The organism is Galbitalea soli (assembly GCF_010686725.1).
Taxonomy (GTDB): domain Bacteria; phylum Actinomycetota; class Actinomycetes; order Actinomycetales; family Microbacteriaceae; genus Galbitalea; species Galbitalea soli.
In genome coordinates, this window is the sequence record NZ_JAAGWZ010000001.1 from 363531 (window position 1) to 387203 (window position 23673).

General features: G+C 70.9%; 23 protein-coding genes. 8 read left to right on the forward strand and 15 right to left on the reverse strand.

Features of this window, described 5'->3' with window-relative positions:
- Positions 1-36: 36 nt before the first annotated feature.
- Entirely contained in the window at positions 37-612 is a 576-nt protein-coding gene (locus G3T37_RS01680) for a RodZ family helix-turn-helix domain-containing protein (protein WP_163471742.1), read from the forward strand.
- A 98-nt stretch (positions 613-710) separates the two neighbouring features.
- On the opposite strand, the gene G3T37_RS01685 is transcribed toward G3T37_RS01680, so the two are convergent.
- Complete coding sequence (locus tag G3T37_RS01685) at positions 711-1349, reverse strand: response regulator (RefSeq protein WP_163471743.1); 639 nt, start codon at positions 1347-1349, stop codon at positions 711-713.
- Positions 1346-3067, reverse strand: coding sequence for a GAF domain-containing protein (locus G3T37_RS01690; protein ID WP_163471744.1), 1722 nt, complete (start codon positions 3065-3067; stop codon positions 1346-1348). The genes G3T37_RS01685 and G3T37_RS01690 overlap by 4 nt, the downstream gene beginning before the upstream one ends.
- A 126-nt stretch (positions 3068-3193) precedes the next feature.
- On the opposite strand from G3T37_RS01690, the gene G3T37_RS01695 reads away from it, so the two are divergent.
- From G3T37_RS01695 to mgtA, 3 genes are read left to right on the forward strand one after another with little or no spacing between them, the layout of a single operon-like run.
- On the forward strand, positions 3194-4009 hold the full coding sequence (locus G3T37_RS01695; protein ID WP_163471745.1) for a universal stress protein: 816 nt from the start codon (positions 3194-3196) through the stop codon (positions 4007-4009).
- On the forward strand, positions 4006-4557 hold the full coding sequence (locus G3T37_RS01700) for a flavodoxin domain-containing protein (RefSeq protein ID WP_163471746.1): 552 nt from the start codon (positions 4006-4008) through the stop codon (positions 4555-4557). Before G3T37_RS01695 ends, G3T37_RS01700 begins: the two co-directional genes overlap by 4 nt.
- Positions 4554-7145, forward strand: coding sequence for a magnesium-translocating P-type ATPase (gene mgtA / locus G3T37_RS01705; protein ID WP_163471747.1), 2592 nt, complete (start codon positions 4554-4556; stop codon positions 7143-7145). The genes G3T37_RS01700 and mgtA overlap by 4 nt, the downstream gene beginning before the upstream one ends.
- A gap of 21 nt (positions 7146-7166) precedes the next feature.
- Here the strand turns inward: mgtA and cydB are convergent, their stop codons facing one another.
- From cydB to G3T37_RS01740, 7 genes are all read right to left on the reverse strand, one after another.
- The gene (gene cydB, locus G3T37_RS01710) at positions 7167-8195 is read right to left on the reverse strand and encodes a cytochrome d ubiquinol oxidase subunit II (protein ID WP_163471748.1); all 1029 of its coding nucleotides are present in this window, start codon (positions 8193-8195) and stop codon (positions 7167-7169) included.
- Positions 8196-8207: 12 nt separating this feature from the next.
- Positions 8208-9785 carry a cytochrome ubiquinol oxidase subunit I gene (locus tag G3T37_RS01715; protein ID WP_163471749.1) on the reverse strand — a complete coding sequence of 526 codons (1578 nt, stop codon included), beginning with the start codon at positions 9783-9785 and terminating at the stop codon, positions 8208-8210.
- 201 nt (positions 9786-9986) lie between these two features.
- Positions 9987-10415 (reverse strand): pyridoxamine 5'-phosphate oxidase family protein, encoded by a 429-nt coding sequence (locus G3T37_RS01720; RefSeq protein WP_163471750.1) that lies wholly within the window; start codon positions 10413-10415, stop codon positions 9987-9989.
- 30 nt (positions 10416-10445) lie between these two features.
- Positions 10446-11375, reverse strand: coding sequence for a universal stress protein (locus G3T37_RS01725; protein WP_163471751.1), 930 nt, complete (start codon positions 11373-11375; stop codon positions 10446-10448).
- Between the two features lies 1 nt (position 11376).
- The gene (locus tag G3T37_RS01730) at positions 11377-13812 is read right to left on the reverse strand and encodes a phosphoketolase family protein (protein ID WP_163471752.1); all 2436 of its coding nucleotides are present in this window, start codon (positions 13810-13812) and stop codon (positions 11377-11379) included.
- Positions 13809-14303, reverse strand: coding sequence for a universal stress protein (locus tag G3T37_RS01735; RefSeq protein WP_163471753.1), 495 nt, complete (start codon positions 14301-14303; stop codon positions 13809-13811). Before G3T37_RS01735 ends, G3T37_RS01730 begins: the two co-directional genes overlap by 4 nt.
- 4 nt (positions 14304-14307) lie before the next feature.
- Positions 14308-15216 carry a universal stress protein gene (locus G3T37_RS01740; RefSeq protein ID WP_163471754.1) on the reverse strand — a complete coding sequence of 303 codons (909 nt, stop codon included), beginning with the start codon at positions 15214-15216 and terminating at the stop codon, positions 14308-14310.
- 138 nt (positions 15217-15354) lie between these two features.
- Here G3T37_RS01740 and G3T37_RS01745 point away from each other — a divergent pair, with 138 nt between their 5' ends.
- Positions 15355-16026, forward strand: coding sequence for a BON domain-containing protein (locus G3T37_RS01745; RefSeq protein ID WP_163471755.1), 672 nt, complete (start codon positions 15355-15357; stop codon positions 16024-16026).
- Here G3T37_RS01745 and G3T37_RS01750 read toward each other — a convergent pair.
- A complete protein-coding gene (locus tag G3T37_RS01750; protein WP_163471756.1) occupies positions 16023-16850 on the reverse strand; it encodes an alpha/beta fold hydrolase in 828 nt (275 codons plus the stop codon). The two genes, G3T37_RS01745 and G3T37_RS01750, sit on opposite strands and share 4 nt — an antisense overlap.
- A gap of 119 nt (positions 16851-16969) precedes the next feature.
- On the opposite strand from G3T37_RS01750, the gene G3T37_RS01755 reads away from it, so the two are divergent.
- From G3T37_RS01755 to G3T37_RS01765, 3 genes are all read left to right on the forward strand, one after another.
- Complete coding sequence (locus tag G3T37_RS01755) at positions 16970-17422, forward strand: pyridoxamine 5'-phosphate oxidase family protein (RefSeq protein WP_163471757.1); 453 nt, start codon at positions 16970-16972, stop codon at positions 17420-17422.
- Between the two features lie 99 nt (positions 17423-17521).
- Positions 17522-18034, forward strand: coding sequence for a DUF2127 domain-containing protein (locus tag G3T37_RS01760; protein ID WP_163471758.1), 513 nt, complete (start codon positions 17522-17524; stop codon positions 18032-18034).
- Between the two features lie 37 nt (positions 18035-18071).
- A complete protein-coding gene (locus G3T37_RS01765) occupies positions 18072-18509 on the forward strand; it encodes a hypothetical protein (RefSeq protein WP_163471759.1) in 438 nt (145 codons plus the stop codon).
- Between the two features lie 8 nt (positions 18510-18517).
- Here the strand turns inward: G3T37_RS01765 and G3T37_RS01770 are convergent, their stop codons facing one another.
- The 5 genes from G3T37_RS01770 to G3T37_RS01790 form a co-directional block, all read right to left on the reverse strand.
- Complete coding sequence (locus tag G3T37_RS01770; protein ID WP_163471760.1) at positions 18518-19474, reverse strand: alkaline phosphatase family protein; 957 nt, start codon at positions 19472-19474, stop codon at positions 18518-18520.
- A gap of 6 nt (positions 19475-19480) precedes the next feature.
- Positions 19481-20266, reverse strand: a complete 786-nt coding sequence (locus G3T37_RS01775; RefSeq protein ID WP_241732061.1) for an FAD:protein FMN transferase — start codon at positions 20264-20266, stop codon at positions 19481-19483.
- A 3-nt stretch (positions 20267-20269) separates the two neighbouring features.
- Complete coding sequence (locus G3T37_RS01780) at positions 20270-20785, reverse strand: FMN-binding protein (RefSeq protein WP_163471761.1); 516 nt, start codon at positions 20783-20785, stop codon at positions 20270-20272.
- Positions 20782-22194 (reverse strand): ferredoxin reductase family protein, encoded by a 1413-nt coding sequence (locus tag G3T37_RS01785; RefSeq protein WP_163471762.1) that lies wholly within the window; start codon positions 22192-22194, stop codon positions 20782-20784. Before G3T37_RS01785 ends, G3T37_RS01780 begins: the two co-directional genes overlap by 4 nt.
- Before the next feature lie 104 nt (positions 22195-22298).
- Positions 22299-23672 carry an ATP-binding protein gene (locus tag G3T37_RS01790; RefSeq protein WP_163471763.1) on the reverse strand — a complete coding sequence of 458 codons (1374 nt, stop codon included), beginning with the start codon at positions 23670-23672 and terminating at the stop codon, positions 22299-22301.
- Position 23673: the final 1 nt, after the last annotated feature.

The window sequence follows — 23673 nt, forward strand, 5'->3', positions numbered from 1 at the left end:
TTTCTTGGGGGAAATATGCCGCTCATCTCTGCTTTCGTGACCGGGAAGATCGCCGTCGCCGCGTTCGCGATCGTGGCTGCTGCCACGGGCGGCACGGTCGCCGCCTACGCGGGGGTGCTTCCCGCGCCGCTGCAGCAGGTCGCGCACAGCGCGATCGGTGCGCCGTCCGTCGGCACGAGTGACGAGACGCCCCAGCCCGGTGACACGAGCTCGCCCGAGCCGAGCGACACGCCGGACCCCACCGACACGCCCGAGCCGACGGACACCGCCACCCCGGAGCCCACCGACACCGCGGTTCCCACGCCCTCGCCGACCACCGACGCCAAGGGCCCCGACGCCACCGGACCCGCCGCCTTCGGTCTGTGCACCGCCTACACGCATGGCGGGCTGCACCACCCGTCCACCGCACACGCCGCACTCGCGCTCGCCTCGGGTGGCGAGACCGGGATCGACGCCTACTGCGCTCTCGTGCTCGGCACCGTTCCCACCAGCACGCCCACCGCGGTGCCGACCGACACCCCGACCTCGACCGCGACGGTGACGGCGCCTCGCACGCACCACGTTCACCCCGCGCACCCGTCGCACCACGGCAAGGGCGGCCACAAGCACTGACTCCGGCGCGCTGGCGGCCGGCTCAGGCGGTCGCCAGCGCGGCGTGCTGTTCCGCGGTCACTGGGCCGCGGTGCGACGCGACGCGACGCGCCGCGCCGCTAGCGGGAGTGCCGGTCCAGCTGCAGCGCGACCGCCTGCGTTCGGCGCTGCAGACCGAGCTTGCTGAGCAGGCTCGACACGTAGTTCTTGACCGTCTTCTCGGCGAGCGACATCTTCTCGCCGATCTGGCGATTGGTAAGGCCCTGCGCGATGAGCGCGAGCACCTGCCGCTCGCGGAGGCTGAGGGCCGCGAGCCGCGGGTCCTCCCCCGTCTCGTCGCGCATGTTCTCGACCGCGCGCCTGCGCAGCGCCGGATCCAGGAGCGAGTGTCCCTGCGATACCCGCCGGATGGCCTCCACCAGGCCGCTGCCGCGCACGTCCTTGAGCACGTAGCCCTTCGCCCCCGCGATGACCGCCGCGTAGAGCGCCTGATCGTCGTCGTAGGCGGTCAGGATGAGAGAGTGCGTGTCGGGTGCCGCGACCTGCAGGGCACGACAGACGTCGATTCCGCTGCCGTCCGGGAGCCGCACGTCGAGCACCGCGACGTCGGGTCGGACCGCGGCGATGCGCGCGCGGGCCTGAGCGGCGGTACCGGCCTCGCCGACGATCTCGATGTCGTCCTCCGCGCCGAGCAGCTCGGCGATGCCGCGGCGGACCACCTCGTGGTCATCCACCAGAAACACCCGGATCGCACTCATACCCGCACCTCGCTGCTCTCGCTCCGATAATGCGCGACCCAACTGGCCGTCGCCACGCCGCCGTCGATCTCGAAATCGAAGCTGCCGCCGCGCTGCTCCGCGCGGGCGGCGAGATTCGCGATCCCGCTCCGCCTGCCGGATACCTCCTCGGGCGCGCCGTCGTTCGTCACGCGCACCATGACCATTCCGGCGTCGACCGACACCGACACGGAGACGACCGTCGGGTGCGAGTGGCGCGCCGCGTTGGTGAGGCTCTCGCGGATGACCGCGAGCAGGTCATCCGCCACCGCGTCGTCGATCGCGCTGTCGATGGCCCCCGAGAAGTCCAGGTGCGGCGGGCGCGGGAAGGCGTCCGCGATCTCGTTGACGACGTCGATGATTCGGTGGCGAACGGTGTCGCCGCGCTGGTTCTGTTCGCTGGAGAGCGCGAAGATCGCCGTGCGGATCTGCGAGATCGCCGCGTCGATGTTGGTGATCGAGCGGTCGACGCGCTCCATCGCCGGTCCGATGGGAAGGGTGCCGAGGGTGCTCTGCAACTCCATCCCCGTGGCGAACAGCTGCTGGATCACGTGGTCGTGGAGGTCGCGCGCGATGCGCCCGCGATCCTCGAGGAGCATCATCCGCTGGCGGTCGGCGCGCGCCTGAGCGAGTTCCATGGCGACGCTGGCCTGCTCGGCGAAATCGGCGGCGAGTTCGAGGTCGGCCCGGGAGAAGCGCGGACCGCCCGCCGACCGCACGACGAGAAGCGCCCCGAGGGCTCCCCCGCGCGCCATGAGGGGCAGCGCCATCATCGGTCCGTACTCGGCCGCGTGCTCCCCGAGCGTGGGCGGGCTGTCGGTCTCGTGCAGGAGCCGCGGCTGCCGAGCGACCATGACGCTCTCCGAGACGGAGTCGGCGGCCGCGAACGTCGTGCCCTCGAAGTGCTTCTCCCCCGCGCCCCGGGCGATGGTGACGCGCAGGCGCCCCGGCTCCGCCGCGGTCTCGACGACGAGCACCAGGTCGGCGCCGGCCAGAGCGAGGGTGCGCGTGGCGACGATCTCGAGGGCGTTGCTCTCGTCGGCGGCGAGCAGCGCCTCCGTGACCTCGGCCGAGGCGGCGGACCACGCCTGACGGCGCTTCGTCTCGGCGAACAGTCGCGCGTTGTCGATGGCGAAGCCGGCCGTCGCGGCGAGCGCGGTCACGAGCTCCTCGTCGGCGTCGCTGAACTCGCCTCGCGCGCTGTCGGTGAGGTAGAGGTTGCCGTAGACCTCCTCGCGCACGGTGATGGGAACGCCGAGGAAGCTCTGCATGGCGGGATGCTCGGCCGGAAATCCGACGGAGCGCGGGTCGCGCGTGAGGTGGGCGAGGCGGATGGGGCGCGGGTCGTCGATGACCGCACCGAGAATCCCGTGACCCTGCGGCAGATGGCCGATCGGGGCCGCCTCCTCGGCGCTGAGGCCGACGTGGATGAACTGCTCAAGCCCGCCCTGGGAGTCGATGACCCCCAGCGCGCCGAACTTCGCGTCGACGAGCTCGACCGCGGCCTCCACGATCGTGCGCAGGACGACGGGCAGGTCGAGCTGCTGAACCACGGCCTCGTTGGCGCGAAGGAGCGCGCGAAGGCGACCCTGCGTCGTGAGCACCTGCTCGGCGATGGTGACGAGATCGCCGAGAGCGCGATCCAACTCGGCCCGGGGCGGGTCCGGGAAGCTGAGCGAGGAAGCGTCGGAGGGCGTCACTGTCCGTCATTCTGTCGTTGGTCCGACCCCCAGCCTAGGGACCTATGGCCCTATGGGGCAGGGGGCCGGGGAGGGAAAGTGGGATCCGAACACGCGAGTACCCGTCCGATACTGCTGGAGGAATGAGTGACTGGTCGAATCCTCGTCGGTGCGGACGGTTCCGGTCCCTCCCGTCAGGCGGTGACGTGGGCCGGGCGGCGGGCGAGGGAGACCGGTGAGACGATCATCCTCGTGGGGGTTCAGGACGGCCGCCACCCCGACCTCCTGGCTGAACTCGAGACCGAGTCGGAGGCGCTCCGGCGCAACGCACCGACGGCTCAGGTGGAGACCCTGGTGCTCTCTGGCGACCCGATGACCCGTCTCGCGTCCGAGGCCGGGGCAGACGACATGGTCGTGATCGGCACGCACAAGACGGGCTTCATCCGCGGTCGAGTCTTCGGCTCCAGCGGGCTCCGGCTCGCGGCCCTCACGCACGCGACCGTCGTCGTGATGCCGAGCTCGAGCGGCGGGGCCAGATCCGGCATCGTCGTCGGCGTGCGCGACTCGCTCGCCAGCGTCGCGGCCCTCGACTTTGCGGGCCGCGAGGCACGCCGCACCAGCGAGATGCTCACCGTCATCGCGGTGGATGACGAAACCGCGGTCGATATCGCGCGCGACTACCTGCGGGCCGAGTTCCCCGATCTCGCGAGCTTCATCCGTCTGCTTCGCCACCACCCCGCCGAGCGTCTCGTCGAGGCGGCCGAACGGGCGTCCCTGACCGTTCTGGGCTCCACCCCGGCCGACGAGGGCCCGCGCGTGCTCGGACCGGTGGTCCACGATGTGCTCCTCAATATCACCGGCCCCACCGCGCTCGTGCGCCCGGCGCCTACACTGGGCACCCACGCGCGAGCGGGCTCCGATCGCGTGGTCGCCCACCACCTCGGTGAGGGAGGTCAGCCGTGAAGGCACTCGTCGTCTACGAATCGATGTTCGGAAACACGCGGATGATCGCCGACGACATCGCCGCGGGCCTCCGCAGCGGCTTCGAGACCGAGGTCGTGCGCGTCGGCGAGGCACCGAGCGAGGTTCCGGAGGGCACGGACCTGCTCGTGGTCGGGGCGCCCACCCACGCGATGACGATGAGCCTGCCGCGCACCCGGCGGGAGGCGGCCCGCGAGGTCGAGGACCCGGAACGGGGTCTGCAGCTGGAGCCCCTCGCGCTCGGGATCGGCGTGCGGGAGTGGATCGGCGCCCTGCCGCCGGCGACCGGCATCTACGCCGCCTTCGACACGCGGGCGACCGCACCCCGCCTGCTCACCGGACGAGCGGCGACCCGGATCGCCGCGCGCCTCGAGCAGCTCGGTCTCATCGGCTGCGTGCGGCCGGAGAGCTTTCGCGTGACCATGGAGAACGAACTCCTGGCCGGGGAGGCCGAGCGCGCCCGGGAGTGGGGCGTCGAGGTGGCGGGACTCGCCGGCGCTCGCCTGCGGTCCGGTTCGCGCGCTCGATGAGGCGGACCGGCCCCGCCGCAGCCGTCGACGCGAGTTCCGGTGGCGCGCCGTTCTGGTCGGGCCCCGAGGATGCCCTCCTCGCGACCCTCGCCACCACCCGGTCCGGCCTTGCCGAGGCCGATGTCGCCGCGGTGGCCGACCGGTTCCGTGCCGACGCCCTCGCGTCGCGGGCGCAGCTGCCCTGGTGGCGACTCCTCGTGCGCCAGTTCCTCAGCCCGATCGTTCTGATCCTGGTCGCGGCCACGATCATCTCGGGAGCGCTGGGCGACCTCGCGGATGCGGCGATCATCATCGTGATCATCCTGCTCTCGGGTCTGCTCGGCTTCACTCAGGAGCACGGGGCGGGGCGCGCGGTGCGAGCGCTCGTGCAGTCGGTCGCCGTGACGGTGACCGTGCGGCGCGCGGGGGTCGCCCGGGAGATCCCGCTCGGCGAGGTCGTGCCGGGCGACGTCATCGAGCTCTCGGCGGGCGACCTCGTTCCCGGCGACTGCCGCATCCTCGCGGCGAACGGGCTCACCGTCGACGAGGCCGCCCTCACCGGTGAGACCTTTCCGGTCGAGAAGCGGCCGGGCGAGTGCGCACCGGAAACCGCGCTCGAGGACCGCGGCAACACCGTCTTTCTGGGAACGCACGTCGTCACCGGCTCGGGACTCGCCGTCGTGGCGCGAGTGGGGCGCGCCACCGAGTACGGGCGGATCTCCGACCGGGTCGCGGCCCGGCGTCCTCCCACGGGCTTCGAACGCGGGCTCACCGCGCTCGGCCTGCTCCTGGGCCGCATCATGATCGTCCTCGTGGTGGCGATCTTCGTGGTCAATCTGCTGCTGCAGCGCCCCCTCATCGACTCCGCGCTGTTCTCCCTGGCCCTCGCCGTCGGCCTCACGCCCCAGTTGCTGCCCGCGATCGTGAGCATCAGCCTCGCCCAGGGTGCCCGGCAGATGGCGAAGCAGCGCGTGATCGTGCGGCGGCTGGACGCGATCGAGGACTTCGGCTCGATGGGCGTGCTGTGCTCCGACAAGACCGGCACGATGACCGTGGGCGCCGTCCAGCTCGCGGGCGCCCTCTCCCCCAGCGGGCGCGCGCGGGCCGACGTGCTCGAGCTGGCCAGCCTCAATGCCGGACTGCAGCTCGGAATGCGCAACCCGATCGATGCCGCGATCGTCGCCGCCCACGCACTTCCCACGGGGGTCCGCGCGCTCGCCGAGGTGCCCTACGACTTCAGTCGCCGCAGGCTCAGCATCCTGGTCGAGTCCGCCACCGCTGCCGCCGACTCGGGGACGGGCCCGGTGCTCATCACGAAGGGCGCCTTCGATTCCGTGCTCGGCTGCTGCAGCCGGGTGCGGTCGGACGGCAACGACGTCGACATCGCCCCGCACCGGGACGCACTGCACGCGAGATTCGCGGCATTCAGCGAGCAGGGCCTGCGGGTGCTCGCGATGGCGACCGGGCGATCGGCGGATGCGGCCGCCGCGACCGTCGCCGACGAGGACGACCTCGTGTTCCGGGGCTTCCTGACCTTCGCCGACCCGATCAAGCCGGGCGCCGACCGCACGATCCGGGCGCTCCAGGACGCGGGGGTGTCGGTCCGGATGCTCACGGGCGACAACCACCTCGTCGCCGCGCATGTTGCGCGCCAGGTGGGGCTCGCGACCGACGGGGCACTGACGGGAGCGGAGGTGGAGCGCCTCGATGACGCCGGGTTGAGGGGGGTCATCCCCTCGGTCGAAGTGTTCAGCGAGCTCACGCCGTCGCAGAAGGAGCGCGTGGTCGCGGCCTTCCGGGCGGCCGGCACCGTCGTGGGCTATCTGGGCGACGGGATCAACGACGCCCCGTCGATCAGCGCGGCCGACGTGGGGATCTCGGTGAGCTCGGCGGTCTCGGTCGCGAAGGAGAGCGCGGCAATCGTGCTGCTCGAGAAGGACCTCGGCGTGCTGCTCGACGGGGTTCGGCAGGGGCGCCGCACCTTCGCCAACACGATGAAGTACATCTTCATGGCGACGAGCTCGAACTTCGGCAACATGCTGAGCATGGCGATCGGCGCCGCCGTTCTGCCCTTCCTGCCGCTGCTCGCGAGCCAGATCCTGTTGCTCAACCTGCTGGGCGACCTGCCCGCGACCACGATCGCGACCGACAGCGTCGACGCGGGGCAGCTGCAGCGTCCGCAGCGCTGGAACGTTCACCTCATTCGTCGCTACATGCTCGCGTTCGGTGCGCTCAGCTCGGTGTTCGACCTCGTCACCTTCGCCGTCCTGCGTCTCGGGCTGCACGCGCACGCGGCCGAGTTCCGCAGCGCCTGGTTCCTGGGATCGGTGCTCACCGAGGTCTCGGTGATCGTCGTGCTCCGCACCCGCCGCCCGTTCTGGCGCAGCAGTCCGGCGCGCCCCCTGCTGGCGGCGGGTGCGGCCGTCATCGTCGCGGCCGTGACCCTGATCTACTCGCCGCTCGCGGACCCGTTCCAGCTGATCCCGCTTCCGGTGACGCTCGTCGCGACCATCGTGGGAATCGTGGCGGCGTATCTGGCATCCACCGAGGTGCTCAAGCACTTCTTCTGGCGCACTCCGCGTCGCCGCACCGCTCCCGGCGTGGTCTGAGGCGAGGCGTGCGCTGCGCGCTCAGCGCCGGACGGCCGGCACGATGGGGTGCGCCGCGGGAATGTGGTGCGTGCTGATCCGGCGGCGGAACACCCAGTAGGTCCAGCCCTGGTAGAGCAGCACGAGCGGGAGGCCGAACGCGGTCACGACGCTCATCACCCCGAGGGTGTACGAGCCACTCGACGCGGTGTGCACCGTGAGATCGTTCGCGTGCGACACCGTCGACGGCAAGACCACCGGGTAGACCGACGCGAAGAGGGTGAGCGCACCGAGCGCGAGGAAGATCGCGAAGCCGGCGAATGCCCGCCCCTCCCGCCCGCGACGCGAGTTCAGCCAGGCCCACACGACGGACACGACGGCGGCCGCGATGAGCAGCCAGGTCCAGCCCTTGCCGCCCTGCCACTGCACGATGAGCACCCAGGCGACGATCGGGAGCAGGGCGACCGGGGCCCAGCGCGTGGCGAAGCGCCCGGTGCGCTGCCGCACCTCCCCGTCCGTCTTGAGCGCCAGGAAGGCGCCCGCGTGCACGAGGCAGAATCCGACCACCGCGAGACCGCCGAGGATCGCGTAGCCATTCACCCAGACGAAGGGGCCGCCGACGCGGTCGCCGTTCGAGTCGATCGGCAGTCCCGTCGTCGTCAGCGCGAGCAGGGCACCGACGCAGAAGGCGACGATCACCGATCCCCAGCCGATCGCGCGATCCCAGAAGCGCGTCCACTGCTCGCTCACCCCCTTGCCGCGATACTCGATCGCGACCGCCCGGAAGATCAGTCCGATCAGGGCGAGCGTCAGCGGTACGTAGAGGGTGGAGAACAGCGAGGCGTACCAGTAGGGGAAGGCGGCGAAGGTCGCGGCACCGGCGGTGAGGAGCCAGACCTCGTTGCCGTCCCACACCGGGCCGATCGTGTTGAGCATGACGCGTCGTTCGGTGTCGCCGCGAGCGGTGAAGAGCAGGTGCATCCCGACTCCCAGATCGAATCCCTCGAGGATGAGATAGCCGATCCACAGCACGCCGATCGCGAAGAACCAAATGGTGGGCAGAACATCCATGGCGGCGGCCTCCTAGTAGGCGAACGACAGGACGTCGTCGCTGTCGCGGTCGGTGGGGGTGGTGGGAGTGTCGTCGTGCGCGGCGAGCTCCGGCATCGCCGAGACGACACCCCCGCGGATGTACCGGACCATGAGTCGCACCTCGACCACCATGAGCGCTCCGTAGACGAGGGTGAGGGCGATCAGGGAGAACAGCAGCTCGCCCGCGGTCACCCCGGGCGACACGGCGGCGGCGGTGTACATGAACACCCCGTCGATGCCGCCCGGTGTCGGGTTGGGCGCCACGACGAAGGGCTGGCGTCCCATCTCCGTGAAGATCCACCCGGCCGCGCTCGCGGCGAACGGCGCCTGGATTCCGAGGATCGCCAGTCGCATGATCCACACTGACCCCGGCACCGTTCCCTTGCGGGTCAACCAGAGGGCGACCGCGGCGGCGAAGGCGGCGAGGGCACCGAACAGGATCATGAGCCGGAAGCCCCAGTAGGTGACGGCCATGATCGGCACGTAGCGAATCGCCTCGCCGGCGCGCGAGCCGTAGATCGGGTTGTCGGGCAGCGTGGCGCCGTATTTCGCCTGGTATTCCGGTACGAGCGCGTCCACGCCCTTCACGGTGGTCGTCATGTTGCCGTTGGCGAGGAACGACAGCAGCCCCGGGATCTCGATGACGCCCACCACGTTCGAGCAGTCGGCGGAGCCCACGTCGCCGAGCGACAGCACGGAGAACGAGGTTCCGGTCTGGCAGGCGGCCTCGGCGGCGGCCATCTTCATCGGCTGCTGCTGGAACATGAGCTTGGCCTGCGCGTCGCCGGTGATCGCGACCCCGGCGAACGCCACGATGGCGACGACGGCGCCCATGCGCAGCGAGCTGAGCCAGACCCGGTGGTCGGTGCGGTCGCGACCGGGGATCTCCGGCGCCTCCCCCACGACGACGCGACCCGTCGCATCCACCGTGTCGATGCCGTCGCGGCGCCGACGCCACAGGTGGTACCACGCGATGCCGAGGAGGAACGCGCCACCCACGCAGAACGCGCCGCACAGGGTGTGCGACCAGGCATTGAGTGCGGTGTTGTTGGTCAGCACCGCCCAGATGTCGGTCATGACCGGATGCCCGTTCACGAGCTTCACACCGACCGGGTGCTGCATCCACGAGTTGGCGACGATGATGAAGAACGCGGAGACGAGCGAGCCCGCGACGGCGATCCACAGGGCGGCGAGGTGCATGCGCTTGGGGAGTCGGCTCCAGCCGAAGATCCAGAGGCCGAGGAAGGTCGACTCGAAGAAGAACGCGAGCAGTCCCTCCATCGCGAGCGGCGCTCCGAAGACGTCCCCGACGAACCGGGAGTACTCGCTCCACGCCATGCCGAACTGGAACTCCTGCACGATTCCGGTGGCGACGCCGAGGATGAAGTTGATCAGGTAGAGCTTGCCCCAGAACTTGGTCATCCGCAGGTACTGCTCGTTGCCGGTGCGCACCCAGAGGGTCTGCATGATGGCGACGACGGGACCGAGCCCGAGGGTCAGGGGAACGAGCCAGAAATGGTAGACGGTCGTGATTCCGAATTGCCAGCGGGCAATCTCCAGGGGGTCCACGCGGGGCCTTTCGTCGGTCGCTCAGGGCGAGGGGCGATCGCGGGGCTCAGCCACCCCGCTCCCCCACGCTCCCGTACCCGGCCCCACCGGGACTAGGGACCAAAGGCCCGGATCCGGCCCGAGCGCGGCGCGGGTGGGCGCAGGCGCGCTCGTGCTCCCCGGGCCATGCTCGCGTGCCCGTCACGGCGGCCCTGCGGGCCGTCAGACGAGGTCGCGCACGGGCTCCGGACCGCGACTGAACCGTCGCCCGGTCACCTCCGTGGGGTGGATGCGCACGTAGCGGTATTTCAGTGTGGGGATCCAGGGGGTGAGCGGTGCGCGGTCGGCCTCGTCGATCTCGGTCTGCGACTCCAACTCGCTCGCCGGACCCTTCGCGACCACGCTCCAGGCGACGGTGTCGGTGTATTCGTCGATCTCCAGCACCGCGCGCCCCGTGATCGCGAGCTCCAAGAGCTTCGTCCCCGGCGCCGTCCGCAGCAGGATCGAGTGACCGTCGCAGAAGTAGTTGATCGGGAACACGTCGACCTCGCCCGCGGCCGCGAGGGCCAGCCGCCCGAAACTGTGCGCGGCGAGCAGCCTCCACGCCTCATCACTGCCGAGCAACTCGACCGGGTTGGCACTGTCAGACATCGTCGTCTGCCCTTTCACTCGGGTCCCGCGTCAGGCGAGCGGGACGTGTTCGCTGGGGATGCTGTGCGGAGCCGCAGAGTGCCGCGCCGCCTCGAGCGCTCGCCTGCCCACGGGCCCGATGCCGTCCTCGCGGACGATCATGACGGGGTGATCGGCGTGCAGGGCGGCCTCGTACGCGACCGAGCCCAACAGCACCTCGGCCGCGACACTGCGGGCGCGGGAGCCGACGACGATGAGCTCGGGGTGGTCATCCGCGTGCACCAGGACGCTCTGCGCGGAGCCGCGCAGAAGCTTCGGCGTGACGGTCAGCTCCGGGAAGGCGGCCTGCACCTCAGTGACGATGGCGTGCAGCGTGCGGCGATGGACGTCTTCGATGCTCGCGATCATCTCGTCGCCGAGCGGGAAGGCCGTCTGCCAGGCGCTCGGCTCGAGCCAGCTGTGGGCGATGGTGAGCGGCTCGCCGATCGCGGTGGCCTCCTGTGCCGCGACCATCGCGGCGAGCACCGACGCCTGGGTGCCGTCGATTCCGACGACGATGCCCCGGGGGGCGGCGTCGGTGGCGAACGGCACGGCGACGACCGGGCAGGCCGACCGGGTCGCCAAGGTCCCGACGACGGTGTGGAACCCGCGCTCCGGATGGGCGCGGCGACCGAGGACGACGAGGTCGGCGCGCAGCGAGAAGTGCCGCAGCGCGACCTCCAGGGATCCGCGCTCGACGATCGCCCGGACGCGCAGATTGGGCTCGACGCGGGCGAGGCGCGCGGCCTCCTCCTCGGTGAGCTCGCAGCAGGCATCGAACTCCTCGGGCGGAACCACGCCGTCATCGTTGTTGTCGACCGCGCGCAGCAGCACGAGGGTGCGTCCCGATCGGGCCGCGTGCCGCGCCGCCCACTCGGCGGCCCGCGACGACAGCCCCGACCCGCTCCAGCCGACGACGATCTCTCCGAACATCCCCGTCATCTCAGTCCCCCATCCGGGCCCCGGGGCCCACCACCTCGGTCAGCCATTCCCAGCCTGACACCTCCGCCGCATCCTCGCCCGTGCGATAGGCGGTGGCGCGGTGTCGCGCGCGTTCGTCCTCGAAGCGCTGGCTCACCGCGCCGTATCGGCCGGCGAACCCGGCGACGTGGCGGATGGCGTCCATCGCGAGCCGATAGCGATCCAGATCGTTGAGCATGAGCATGTCGAACGGGGTCGTCGTCGTGCCGTGCTCGGTGAAGCCCCGAACGTGCAGATTGTGATGGTTGTGACGCCGGTAGGCCAGTTGGTGGATGAGCGTCGGGTAGCCGTGGAACGCGAACACGATCGGCGTATCGGTCGTGAAGATCGCGTCGAACTCGGTGTCGGGCATCCCGTGCTGGTGCTGGCTCGGGTCCTGCAGTCGCATGAGGTCGATCACGTTCACGAAGCGCACCCGCATCTCGGGCACGTTCGCCCGCAGCAGCCGCACGGCCTCCATCGCCTCCAGGGTCGGCACGTCGCCGGCGGCAGCGATGACGACGTCGGGTTCGAGACCATCGATCTCGCTGCCCGCCCAGGGCCAGATGCTGATTCCGCGGGCACCGTGCACCCGGGCCTCCTCGAGGCTCAGGAAGCTCGGCGCGGGCTGCTTGCCCGCCACGACGACGTTGATGTGGTCGCGGGTGGTGAAGCAGTGCTCCATGGTCACGAGGAGCGTGTTCGCGTCCGGCGGCAGGTACACCCGCGTCACGTCGGGGCTCTTCGTGACGACGTGACCGAGGAAGCCGGGATCCTGATGCGAGAAGCCGTTGTGATCCTGCCGCCAGACGTGGGAGCTGAGCAGATAGGTGAGCGAGGCGACCGGACGCCGCCACGGTACGCGCGCGCTCGCCTCGAGCCACTTCGCGTGCTGGTTGAACATCGAGTCCACGACCTGGATGAACGCCTCGTACGAGCTCGTGAGCCCGTGTCGGCCGGTCAGGAGGTATCCCTCGAGGAGCCCCTCGACGAGGTTCTCGCTCAGGATCTCGATGACCTTGCCCTCGCCGGCGAGGTTCTCGTCGGTGGCGAGGATCTCGCCCTCCCACTGCTTCGCCGTCACCGCGTAGACGCCGTCGAGGCGATTCGACGCGGTCTCGTCGGGCCCGAAGAGCCTGAAGTTGTCGGGGTTCGCCCGCATGACGTCGGCGAGCCAGTGCCCGAGCACCCGGGTCGCCTCCGCGGTCGCGCCGCGCCGGGTCGAGACGTCCACGGCGCGCGAGGCGGGGTCGGGCAGCAGGAGCGGGCGGATGACCGCACCCCCGTTCGCGACCGGCGAGGCGCTCATCCGCCGCTCCCCCCGCGGCCGCATCGAGGCGAGTGCCGGGCTCAGACGCCCGTCCCGGTCGAACAGTTCCTCCGGCCGGTAGCTGTGCATCCACTCCTCGAGCTGGGCTCGGTGGTCGTCGCGTTCGCGCACCTGTGCGAGCGGGACCTGGTGTGCTCGCCAGGTGTTCTCGACGGGGAGCCCGTCCACCTCGCGCGGGCCCGTCCAGCCCTTCGGCGTGCGCAGGATGATCATCGGCCAGGAGGCTCGCTCGCGCGGCCCGCCCGTGCGGGCGACGCGCTGGATGTGCTCGATGTCGTCGAGTGCGCGGTCGAGTTCGGCGGCCAGCGCGGTGTGCACGACCATGGGGTCTTCGCCGTCGAAGCCGCCGGAGACGATGCGGGGCGAGTACCCGTAGCCCTCGAAGAGCGCGAGGAGCTCGCGCTCGGGGATGCGCGCGAGCACCGCGGGGTTCGCGATCTTGTAGCCGTTGAGGTTGAGGATCGGCAGCACCGCGCCGTCGGTCTCGGGGTTGATGAACTTGCCGAGGTGCCAGCTCGCGGCGAGCGTGCCGGTCTCGGCCTCGCCGTCGCCCACGACGCAGGCGACGGTGAGCCCGGGGTTGTCGAGGGCGGCGCCGTAGGCGTGCACGAGCGAGTAGCCGAGCTCGCCTCCCTCGTGGATGGAGCCCGGCGTGTCCGGTGAGGCGTGCGAGGGGATCCCCCCTGGGAACGAGAACTGGCGGAACAGCTCGCGCAGCCCCGCCTCATCCGTGCCCACGTGGGGGAACAGCTCGGAGTAGGTGCCGTCGAGCCAGGCGTTCGCGACCACGGCGGGCCCGCCATGCCCCGGCCCGGCGATGTAGAGGAGCGCCAGCTCCGGGCGTCGCACGAGCTCGCGGTTGAGGTGCGCCCACAGCAGGTTGAGCGCGGGCGAGGTGCCCCAGTGGCCGAGCAGTCGCGGCTTGATGTCGCTCGCCGCCAGGGGGCGGGTGAGCAGCGGGTTGTCCATCAGGTAGATCTGCCCGACGGTCAGGTAGTTCGCGGCGCGCCACCAGGCGTCGACGACCTGCAGGGGGTAGCTCTCGCACCCCACGGCCTGCGCCGGTGATCCGGTCTCCAGCTCGGTCATGCCATCGCTCCGGGGCGGCTTCCGGTCGGGATGACCAGCACCGGGCAGTGCGCGTGCTCGGCGCAGGCGGAGCTCACCGACCCCAGCAGCAGTCCGGCGAATCCGCCGTGACCGCGGCTGCCGACGACGAGCAGGTCGGCCCCGGCGCTCTCGTGGATCAGCACTCCCGCCGCGGAGCCCTCGTAGGTGCGCGAGGTGAGCGTGGCGGGCACCTCTTTGCCGAACTCGTGCGCGGCCGCCTCGCGGAGCATGGTTCGCGCGTCCTCCTCCGGCGACCACTCGAGCGGTGCCCACATCGGTCCGAACTTGACCGGGTAGGTCCAGGCGGTCACGAGTTCGAGGCGGGCACCGGTCAGATCGGCGAGCCGGCGGGCGTGGCGCAGCGCGCTGAACGAGCCGGTGCTGCCGTCGATGCCGACGACGATGCGACCCGCGAGCCAGTTGGAGGTCGGGGCGACGAGTGGTGAATCGGATGCGGAGAGGGTGGACATGGTGTCAGCGTCCCGCCTGCGCGCCCGCGACGACAGGGTCCAAGGTCCCACGATGCGTGGGGTCTCCGGGCACGACCATGATCGGGCACGGCATCGCCACGAGGAGGTCGTGGCTGACCGAGCCGAGGACCAGGCTGCCGACGAGTCCGCGATGGTGGGTTCCCACCACGAGGAGACGGGCGTGGGCTGCGATGTGCCCGACGAGCGCGGCCGGGTCGCCGACCTGCAGGGTCTGGCTGACATGGAGCGTCGGATGCTCGGCTCGCGCTCGCTGCACCGCGTCCATCAGCACCTCGTGGTGGGCCGCTCGGAGTGAGTCGTAGGACTCGGGCGAGATGAACTCGCCGATGGTGACGGTCGTCGGGATCGACCAGCTGTGCACGATGTGGAGGCGGCAGCCCAGGATCTCCGCCTCCTCGGCCGCGCGGTCCACGGCGTCGGCGCTCGATTCGTCGGTGTCGAGGGCCACCACGATCTCACCGTCGACGCCGCCGTCGGCGCGCCACTCGACGGGCACGACGACCATCGCACAGCGGGTGCGCGAGGCGAGCTGCAGCGAGAGGGTCGAGTGGAAGGCGTTCGCCAGCGCGCTCGCGTGCTTCGACCCGATGACGAGGAGGTCGGCGCTCTCGGAGGCCTTGGCGAGGGCATCCTCGGGTGAGCCCTGCAGCAGCACCCGCTCGACACCCGTGCCGGGCGACGCGGTCTCGATGATGATCCGCGCGGTATCGAGGGCGCCGAGGTACGCGCGACGGTAGGGCGTCGCGTCGGCACCGACCGGGAGCCAGTCGGTCTCCTCGACGGAGACCGCGGTGATCAGCACGGGCCGGGTGACGGCGCGTTCCGCGGCCCAGCGCAGCGCAGTGTGGCTGGCGGCACCGCCGTCGGTCGCGACGATGATTCGTTCGGGCATGGCGCACTCCTCGAGTCGGACGGAGATCTCTCCTCCTCACTGTGCTCCGCCGGCGCGGCGCAGGCGAGGGTCGAAGGTCCCGGGGTCGCGGGACCTTCGGCACTGCCCCGGCGGCGGGAGACGGCGCACGGTTGGCTCATGAACACCACATCAGCGGTCGACAGCGACCGAACAGTGCAGAAACTGGTCAGCGACGAACTGCGCTGGACGGCCGAGTTGAACTCGGCGGGCGTCGGCGTGTCCGTCAATCGGGGTGCCGTCACGCTCTCGGGCGAAGTGGCGACCCTGCGCGAGCGAATCGCGGCGCGTGAAGCCGCGCTCCGCGTCAAGGGGGTGTCGACCGTCGCCGACGAGATGACGGTGGCCGCTCCTGACGAGCACCGCACCGACACCGACGTCGCGGCGGCCGTGCGCACGATCCTCCTGTGGAACACTCTCGTTCCGAAGGATGCGATCAAGGCCACCGTGCGGGCGGGCACCGTCGTGCTCACCGGTGTCGTGGACTGGGATTACCAGCGGCACGCGGCCGAGCTCGCCGTGAGCAGTCTCAACGGCGTGCGGTTCGTCGACAATCAGATCAATCTCACGCGCCACCCCTCCGCCCCCGATACCAAGGAGGCGATCCACAACGCGCTCGTGCGCAACGCGATCCTCGACTCCCGTGGGATCGACGTGAGCGTCGCCGGTAACGAGGTCACGCTCACGGGAGAGGTCTCCTCCTGGGCGGAGAAGAAGCAGGCCGGCCACGCCGCGTGGGCCGCGCCGCACGTGACCGACGTCCACAACAACCTCGTGGTGCGCCCGATCTAGGAGTCGCGTGCCCCGTCGTCGTCGACGACAGCGGCGACGGCGGCCGCGATGCGCTTGCGCAGTACGTGGTCGCCGCCGTCCACCCGGTGCACCGTCACCTGGCGCATGCTGCCGATCACCTTGATGCCGGCGGGCAGCAGGAGCGGGTCGAGCGAGCCGTAGACCACGTCGACGGGCACCGTCACCGAGGCCACGTCGACGATCGTGCTCTGCCGCTGGATGGAGTTCTCCAGCGACAGCGCGAAGGCGTGCCAGTTCGCCTCCGTCACCTCGAGGATGCCCTGCATCGGCAGCAGGCGCGCGAGCACCGTCGCGTTCCGGATCGTGAACTGCTTGTTGCTGCGCAGAAAGTCGAAGGCCCGGGTGTAGGCGCGCATCGCCGCCTGATCGATGGAGGAGGTGAGATCGCCCGCGGCGGGGTAGATCGGCGGGCTGATCATGACGAGGTGCCGCACGAGTCGCGGTGTCGTCGCGGCGAGGCGCGCTGCGACGAGTGCGCCGAGCGAGTGCCCGACGAGGATCACCGGCCCACCCAGTCGCAGGCGGCGGAGGGAGGTCGCCACCGCATCCACGTGCTCGTCGATCGTGAAGCCGGTGCTCGGCGGCGCGACCGAGAGACCGAATCCCAGCAGATCGAGGGCGATCACGCGGTGTCGCGGCTCGAGCAATGGGACGAGGTCGGAGAAGGTGTGCCACGACGAGGCGAGGCCGTGGAGCAGCACGACGACCGGGCCCTCGCCCACGTCGACGGAGCGGTGCAGCACGGGGCGCGCGGTGGTGAGCCGGAGAGCATCGGTGATCCTCGTCAGCAGTCCCGCGGTCATCCCTCTCCCCTCGTGCTCCACCATTCTCCCGCCTCGGCCGGTCGGCGCGCGGGCGCCTCGGGGCTCGGCGGGTCTTTCGCCCCTACCGCGTCCACGGGGGCGCGGGCAGCATCGGCACCATGACAGAGTACGAGGACCTCGACGAGTGGTCGCCGCAGGGCCCGGTGACGGAACTGACGGATGCGCATGCCCGCGCGCTTCTCGAGCGACACGGCTTCGGCCGGCTCGCGGTCTCGGTGAACGGCCAGCCGCAGATCTTCCCCGTCGACTATCACTTCGATGGCACGGCCATCGTCTTCCGCAGCGCCCCCGGTGAGAAGCTGCGCGACCTGGCGCTCAATCCCGTCGTCGCCTTCGAGGTGGACGACCGAACGGCGGACGGCGCGTGGAGCGTGGTCGTGGACGGCCGTGCCGACATCCTGACCGAGGCCGCCGAGGTGCAGCACGCGGAGGGGCTGCCCCTGCCGACCTGGATTCCGGTCGCGGAATACACCTTCGTGCGGATCGTCCCGACCTCGATCCGGGGCCGGCGGTTCCAGCGCTGGATGGTGCACGGCTCCCCCCAGCGCTGAGCGCGTCGGAGGGCTGTGCCCCGCGATCCCCGACGCCACGCCGATTCGGTTCGACGAGACGCTCGGCTGGCACGTCACCCTCCCGTGCAGAATGATCGAGTGACCGAAACGCGAACCGACGCCGCCCCGCCCGACTCCCCCGCGCCGGGGCGCGTACAGGAGACGCTCTATCGGCTGAGCCTCGCGCTGAAGGGCATCGACGGGCTCGTCGAGCTCGTGGTGGGCGTCATCCTCTGGTTCGATGCGGGCTTGGTGGCCCGCCTGCTCGCCCCGCTCGCGGGAACCGACGCCGACGATGGCGCCGTGCGGCAGCTCATCGCGAACTGGGCCGGTAAGGCGATCGCCTCGCTCTACCCGCACCCCTCGGTGCTCGTCATCGTGTTCCTCTTCGGGCACGGCGTGCTCAAGCTCGTGCTCGTCTACTGCCTGTTGCGCGAGTTTCACTGGGTCTACCCCTGGGCCCTCGGGGTGCTCGCGCTGTTCCTGGTCGGTCAGATCGTGTCGCTCGTCGCGGCCCCCTCGGTGGGCAGTGCGGCGCTCGCGGTGCTCGATGTCGTGATCATCGTGCTCGTCTGGCGGGAATGGCGGATCCTCCGGCGTCGCCGCGCGTAGGGTTGAGGCACCAGCAATTCGACTTTCCGGAGGATCCGTGTCCACTCCCAGCGCCGCGCCCGCACTCGTCTCGTCGACGGCGATCCGAGCGTTCGCCGCCCTCACCGGCCTCACCTCGCTCGGAATCTTCGCGCAGGCCGTGACCGCCGGCGAGTTCGTCTCGCAGGAGCACCGGGGCGGCTGGATCGCCGCCCACAACGTGATCGCCATGATCACCGTGCTGCTCGCGCTGGTCACGGCGATCTTCGCGCTCGTGGCGGTCCGGCGGGCGCGCGCCGGTCTCGCCTGGTCGGCGGTCGCCCTGCTCGTGCTCCTTGTCGCGCAGACGGGAATCGGCAGCGCGATCACCGAGGCTCACGCCGACGGGCTGATCGGCGTGCACGTTCCGCTCGCGTTCATCGTCTTCGGGCTCACCGCGTGGCTGTCGATGAAGGCGGCTCAGCTGCGACGCAGCCAGGAGCGCGCCGCCGCCTGATCCGCGCGTCAGCGCAGCAGTACGGTCAGCGGTGCAGCGGCCGAATCACCCGCCCGCATCGGCGCCAGAGACCAGTTCGCCTCGATGGTGCGCAGGAGTGAGTAGTGGCTCGCGGGAGTCGCGGATCGCGCCCCCGGCCGGGCCGCCGGGCCCGCCAACACCGTGAGCACGCGGTTGTCGCCCCCGCGGTTCTCGTCCTCGTCGAAGGTCACGACGAGCAGAGAGTGCTGCTGCGTGAAGGCGGGTGACGCGAGGATGCCCGGCACCACTCGCGCGAGCCAGCGGTCGCCCGTCCCCACCGGGCAGCTGTGCATGTCGTGGCAGAGGTCCGGGATGACATAGCTCAGCTCGGGCAGCGTGCTGGTCGAGCGGAGGGCCCCCGTGAGCGCGGAGAGCGGCAGGTCGCTCGACGCGCACTGCGATTCGATCGCGGGGTAGTAGGCGAAGGGATTGTGCTTCACCGCGTACTCCCCCGCGTTCGAGCGATCGCACGCCGAGGGCATGCCGTCTGCGAAGAGGCCCCAGCGATACCCCGCCGCGGCCAGCTCCCCCGCGATACTCGGGCCGCTGCCGTGGCACCCCGGCCCGGGCAGGCAGTCGCTCGTGATGCCGGCGGTGCTCCCGCCCGTGAGCGCGAGGTAATTGGGAAGGCTGGGATGCGCGACGGCGCGGTACCGGGTCGCGACGGCACCGGCGCGCGCGAGCGCGTTCAGGTAGGGCGCGTCAGGGTTGCCGAGCACGGTCGTCGCGGCCTTGTTCTCCTCGACGATCACGACGATGTGGTCGATATGGCTGCGGGAGGGCGCCGGTGCCGTGCGGGGCGTGGGTGTTGCGGGCGCGGATGGCGCGTGAGTGGCCGCCGCGGGCGCGGATGGTGCGGGTGCCGACGTCGGCCCCGGCGCGGCGGCACAGCCGGCGAGCAGGAGCACAGCGCTCAGGGCGAGGAGCGGCGATCGTGTGCGCATGAGCGCCTATCGTGCCGCCGGTGGCTGTGAGGAGGTGGTTGCGGCGCGTTCCATGGCCGCGCGCATGCCCGGCGTCATGCGGATCTCGCCCGACGGCGACACCGTCGCCACATCGACCGGCCAGCGCTCCGTCACCCTATCGAGCGCCGCGGGTCCGCCCGCCACGATCGTGGTGGCGAGCACGTCGGCGGTGACGATGTCGGCGGCGCGCACCGAGACCTGCCGGAAGCCCTCATCCGCCGCGCGGCGCGCGCGCCAGATGTGGTCGCCGCGCTCCGCGGAGCCGGAGGTCGCGAGCGCGGGCCGGGCGGCGTCGAGCTCGATCGCGGTGAGAAGCGCTGAGCGGTCATCCGGGTCGACGATGCCGACCACCCACGGCTGCCCGGGGGTCGCGTCGCCGTGCACGAGGATGTCGCCACCGACGTCGAGCGACCAGTCCGTGAACCCGTCCGCGAGCAGCGCCGCCGCCGCCTCGGCCATCGCGAGCGCCTTGACCACGCCCGAGAGGTCGAGCACGCCGTCCGGACGATGCGGGCTGAAGTCGCCGTCGGTGCGATCGCGCCAGTCGAGCGCGATCCGATAGCTGTCGCGGAGGTGGTCGCTCGCGTCGAGAAGGCTCAGCTCGCCCGAGGCGATGCGAGACAGCTCGCTCGCGGGGCGATACAGGCTGTAGCGGTCATCCCACGCGGTGAACAGCGCCGTGAGGCGCGCGAGCCCCGCCCCCGGCACCGGCCCGCCCGCGACCGCGAGGGACACCATCGTGCCCATCGTGGGGAAGACGTGCGTGGGCATGGGTCAGAGGCCGGCCTTGTCGATCGCCGACTGCACCGATTGCAGGTAGCCGTCGGTCGTGTAGGTGGCGCCGCCCACCGCAGCGACGTTCGCGGACTGCGCCGCGAGCACCTCCTGGCGCAGGATCGGCGCGGCGTAATTGCTGATCTCGACCGATCGGCCGCCCACATCGGTGAGCTTGAGCGCGACCACATCGGTGATCTTGCCGGCTTTGACCTTGATCTCCACCTGCACCGTGCCCCACTGGGTGTCGATGACATTGCCTGTGTAGGTCTTCGTCGTCGAGGCGGTCGAGCCTCCGGTCGAGGCGCTTCCGGTGGAGCTCGGCGAGGAGGAGGTCGTGCTGCTGGGGGTGGAGGCGGTGCCCGACCCTGTCGCGGTCGACGCGGTCGTCGACCCGGTCGAGCCCGTGCTCGTGAGGGCCTCCGCGCTGTGGGCGGCGGACGCTCCGGCCTGCCAGCCGATGACGAGGACGCTTGCGGATGCGAAGATGCTGCCGAGAACGGCGCGAGTTTTCACCAGTCGAACCTTTCCGTGTGGATTTGGTGGTCGGGAAGACCCACGGCCCGGGCTTCTGCCACGACCTGGTCGGTCCAGGCCTGCGGGCCGCAGATGTAGAGATCGGATTTGCGGATATCGGGGAAGGCGGAGCGCAGGCTGACGTCGCGCTGCGCGTCGTGAGCCGACAGCCAGGTTCGTCCCCGGCTGGGGCGCTTGCCGATGGAGGTGTAGAGGCGCGCCTGGCGCTGGGCGGCGAGGTCGTACATCTCGTCCCAGAGGTAGGTCTCGTCCTCCGAGGAGGCGCGCAGGAGGATGGTCGCTTCGCCCGGCACGAGCCGCGAGTGCTCGAGCAGCGCCCGCACCGGGGTCACCCCGATGCCGGCGGCGATGATCGCGAGTTTGGGCGAGGTGCGGGCGGCCTCGGTGAAGAGGCCGTAGGGGCCCTCGATCGTGACGCGCGTGCCGCGGGGAAGTCGACCGAGGCGCGTCGAGCCGTTGCCGAGCGCGCGCACCGTGATGCGCGCCGTGGTGTCGGTGGGCACCGAGGAGAGCGAGATCGGGTGCGAGTGCCACCAGGTCTTCGCCGTCCAGAACCGCCACACGAAGAACTGCCCGCCGTCGGAGTCCAGGTCTTTCAGCTTGCGCCCGGAGAGGTGGATGTTGGCCACGCCCGGGGCGACCGCCTCGACGCTCGTCACCCGGATACCGTGCTGGAAGCTCTTCACGATGGGCTCGATGACGCGGAAGGTGAGGATGGAGCCGAGCGCGAGCACGTAGAGCGCGATCCAGTACACCCGCTGCAGTGTGCCGTTCGCGAGCAGACCGCCGATGCTGAACTGGTGCGGCAGCGCCGTGATGACGGCCGCGTAGCTGAGCAGGTGCACGACGTACCAGAACTCGTAGCGGAACTTGCGGCGCACGACCACGAGCGAGGTCACGACGACGGCGATCAGCAGCCCGAATCCGAGGAACGCGAGGGGCATGTCCGGCATCTGCCAGAGGGCCACCGTCTCGGCGATGGGGTTGAAGCCCTGCTGGATGCCGTAGCCCACGATCAGGAGCACCACGTGGGCGAGGATGAGGTACAGCGCCGGCTTGCCGAGTGCCCGGTGGGCCGCCATCGCGCGGTCGTGCCCGACGGCCCGGTCGATGATCGGGATCCGCGCGGCGAGGATGAGCATGACGAGGATGAGATCGGTGCCGACGAGGCCGGCGAGGATGCCGAGGCTCGTGACGGCGGCGCCCAGGGTGCCGAACTGCCCCGCACCGCCGTAGCCCAGATAGAGCGCGATCGATGCGGCACCGGAGGTCCAGCCCGCGATGACCAGGAGGTCGGCGAGGCGCATCCTCCGTTTGAACTGCAGGGCGCGCTGTGATGGCGTCGGCGCCGATACCCGAAGCGGCCGGGTCGGTGTCTGAGACGTCATGCGTGCTTCCCCTCTGTCTGACCGATTGGTGAATCCAACAGGTACAGACTCTCGGGGTTGTCTATGGACGGGCCGAAAACCGCGCAGTTCTTGCGTGTGTGTCTTTACATTTTGCGCGACGGCCCGATGCGGGGAATCCGCACGGTGGCGATGGCCCCCACATCGCCGTTGTGCAGCTGCGCCGTGCCGCCCGCGGACTCGGCGATCGCGCGGACCAGGGCGAGGCCGAGCCCGCTTCCGCCGGTGCTGGCGGTGCGCGAGTCATCCGGCCGGGAGAAGCGGTCGAAGGCGACGGGCAGGAACGACGGGGGGATGCCCGGGCCGTCGTCGCTCACCTGCACCTCGATGCCCTCCGCGGTCTCCCTGATGGTCAGTTCCACCGAGCCGTCGGGCCCTACCGCGGCGATCGCGTTGCTGAGCAGGTTGTCGAGCACGCGCGCGAAGGCCTCGGGCGCGATGCTGAAGCGGTCCGCGGGGTCGAGGTCGTCGGTGTCGAAGCCGACCTCGACGGAGCGGGCGAGCCCCAGCAGTCGCGCGCGGTCGACCGAGCCCATCGCCTCGTCGACGAGGGCCGCGCTCGTGGCGGGCCGCCGCTCGGCCGGGGATCCCTCCAGCCGGGAGAGTTCGAGGAGGCCGTTCGCGAGGGCGGAAAGGCGGGCCACGGAGTCCTCCGCGCCCCGCACCTCGGCGGCGAGGGCCGCGGGGTCGTCGAAGCTGTCGTGCGCGAGTTCGAGCTGTGTGCGCAGCGCGGCGAGCGGGGTGCGCAACTCGTGTGCGGCATCCGACACCATCTGCTTCTCGCGCTCGGTCGAGGCGCGCACGCGCTCCAGGAAGGCGTTGAGAGTGGTGGCGAGGGCTGAGATCTCGTCCTCCGCCGGGCCGACCGGGAGCAACTCCTCCCCCGCGTCGCCGCTCAGCGACTCGGCCTCTTTGCGCAAGCGGCTCACCGGCCGCAGCGCGGCCGTGGCGAGCAGCCAGGAGGCGACGCCGAAGACGAGCAGCAGCACGAGCTCGCCGATCAGCAGGGAGCGATCGAGCCCGTCGACGGCGAGATCGCTCGCGGCGGCGCTGCGGGCCGCCCACAGCGTCCACTCGCCCCGGTCGTTCGTGACGGTTCGACTCACGATCACGTAGCTCGTGCCCTCGTCGGTCGTGCGGATCTTGTCGGAGTCGGCGAGACCGTGCCGGATGAGCTCGCTCAGGTCGTGCGGCATCGTGTCCACCTTGACGACGCCGCTCGGATCCTTGACGAGCAGGAGGACGCCCGCGGCCGGGGAGTCGACGCCCTCCCCCGGATTCGAGAGGATGTCCTTCGCGAAGGAGAGCAGGTCGCCGTTCGCGAGGGAGTAGTCGGCGCCCTGCAGGATCCACTGCACGTTCGCGCGCACGGCGAGCAGACCGCCCCCCGAGACGATGATCGCGACGATGAGGCTCCCGATCGTGATGCGGGCCCGGATCGACAGGCGGCGGAAGAACACC

Excerpts from the sequence above, each read along its gene's own strand:
- G3T37_RS01725 (WP_163471751.1), bottom strand. The coding sequence starts at position 11,375 with ATGACGGGGATGTTCGGAGAGATCGTCGTCGGCTGGAGCGGGTCGGGG.
- G3T37_RS01750 (WP_163471756.1), bottom strand. The coding sequence starts at position 16,850 with ATGACCGCGGGACTGCTGACGAGGATCACCGATGCTCTCCGGCTCACC.
- G3T37_RS01730 (WP_163471752.1), bottom strand. The coding sequence starts at position 13,812 with ATGACCGAGCTGGAGACCGGATCACCGGCGCAGGCCGTGGGGTGCGAG.
- G3T37_RS01720 (WP_163471750.1), bottom strand. The coding sequence starts at position 10,415 with ATGTCTGACAGTGCCAACCCGGTCGAGTTGCTCGGCAGTGATGAGGCG.
- G3T37_RS01735 (WP_163471753.1), bottom strand. The coding sequence starts at position 14,303 with ATGTCCACCCTCTCCGCATCCGATTCACCACTCGTCGCCCCGACCTCC.
- G3T37_RS01755 (WP_163471757.1), top strand. The coding sequence starts at position 16,970 with ATGACAGAGTACGAGGACCTCGACGAGTGGTCGCCGCAGGGCCCGGTG.
- G3T37_RS01745 (WP_163471755.1), top strand. The coding sequence starts at position 15,355 with ATGAACACCACATCAGCGGTCGACAGCGACCGAACAGTGCAGAAACTG.
- G3T37_RS01770 (WP_163471760.1), bottom strand. The coding sequence starts at position 19,474 with ATGCGCACACGATCGCCGCTCCTCGCCCTGAGCGCTGTGCTCCTGCTC.
- G3T37_RS01740 (WP_163471754.1), bottom strand. The coding sequence starts at position 15,216 with ATGCCCGAACGAATCATCGTCGCGACCGACGGCGGTGCCGCCAGCCAC.
- G3T37_RS01775 (WP_241732061.1), bottom strand. The coding sequence starts at position 20,266 with ATGCCCACGCACGTCTTCCCCACGATGGGCACGATGGTGTCCCTCGCG.
- G3T37_RS01685 (WP_163471743.1), bottom strand. The coding sequence starts at position 1,349 with ATGAGTGCGATCCGGGTGTTTCTGGTGGATGACCACGAGGTGGTCCGC.
- mgtA (WP_163471747.1), top strand. The coding sequence starts at position 4,554 with ATGAGGCGGACCGGCCCCGCCGCAGCCGTCGACGCGAGTTCCGGTGGC.
- cydB (WP_163471748.1), bottom strand. The coding sequence starts at position 8,195 with ATGGATGTTCTGCCCACCATTTGGTTCTTCGCGATCGGCGTGCTGTGG.
- G3T37_RS01785 (WP_163471762.1), bottom strand. The coding sequence starts at position 22,194 with ATGACGTCTCAGACACCGACCCGGCCGCTTCGGGTATCGGCGCCGACG.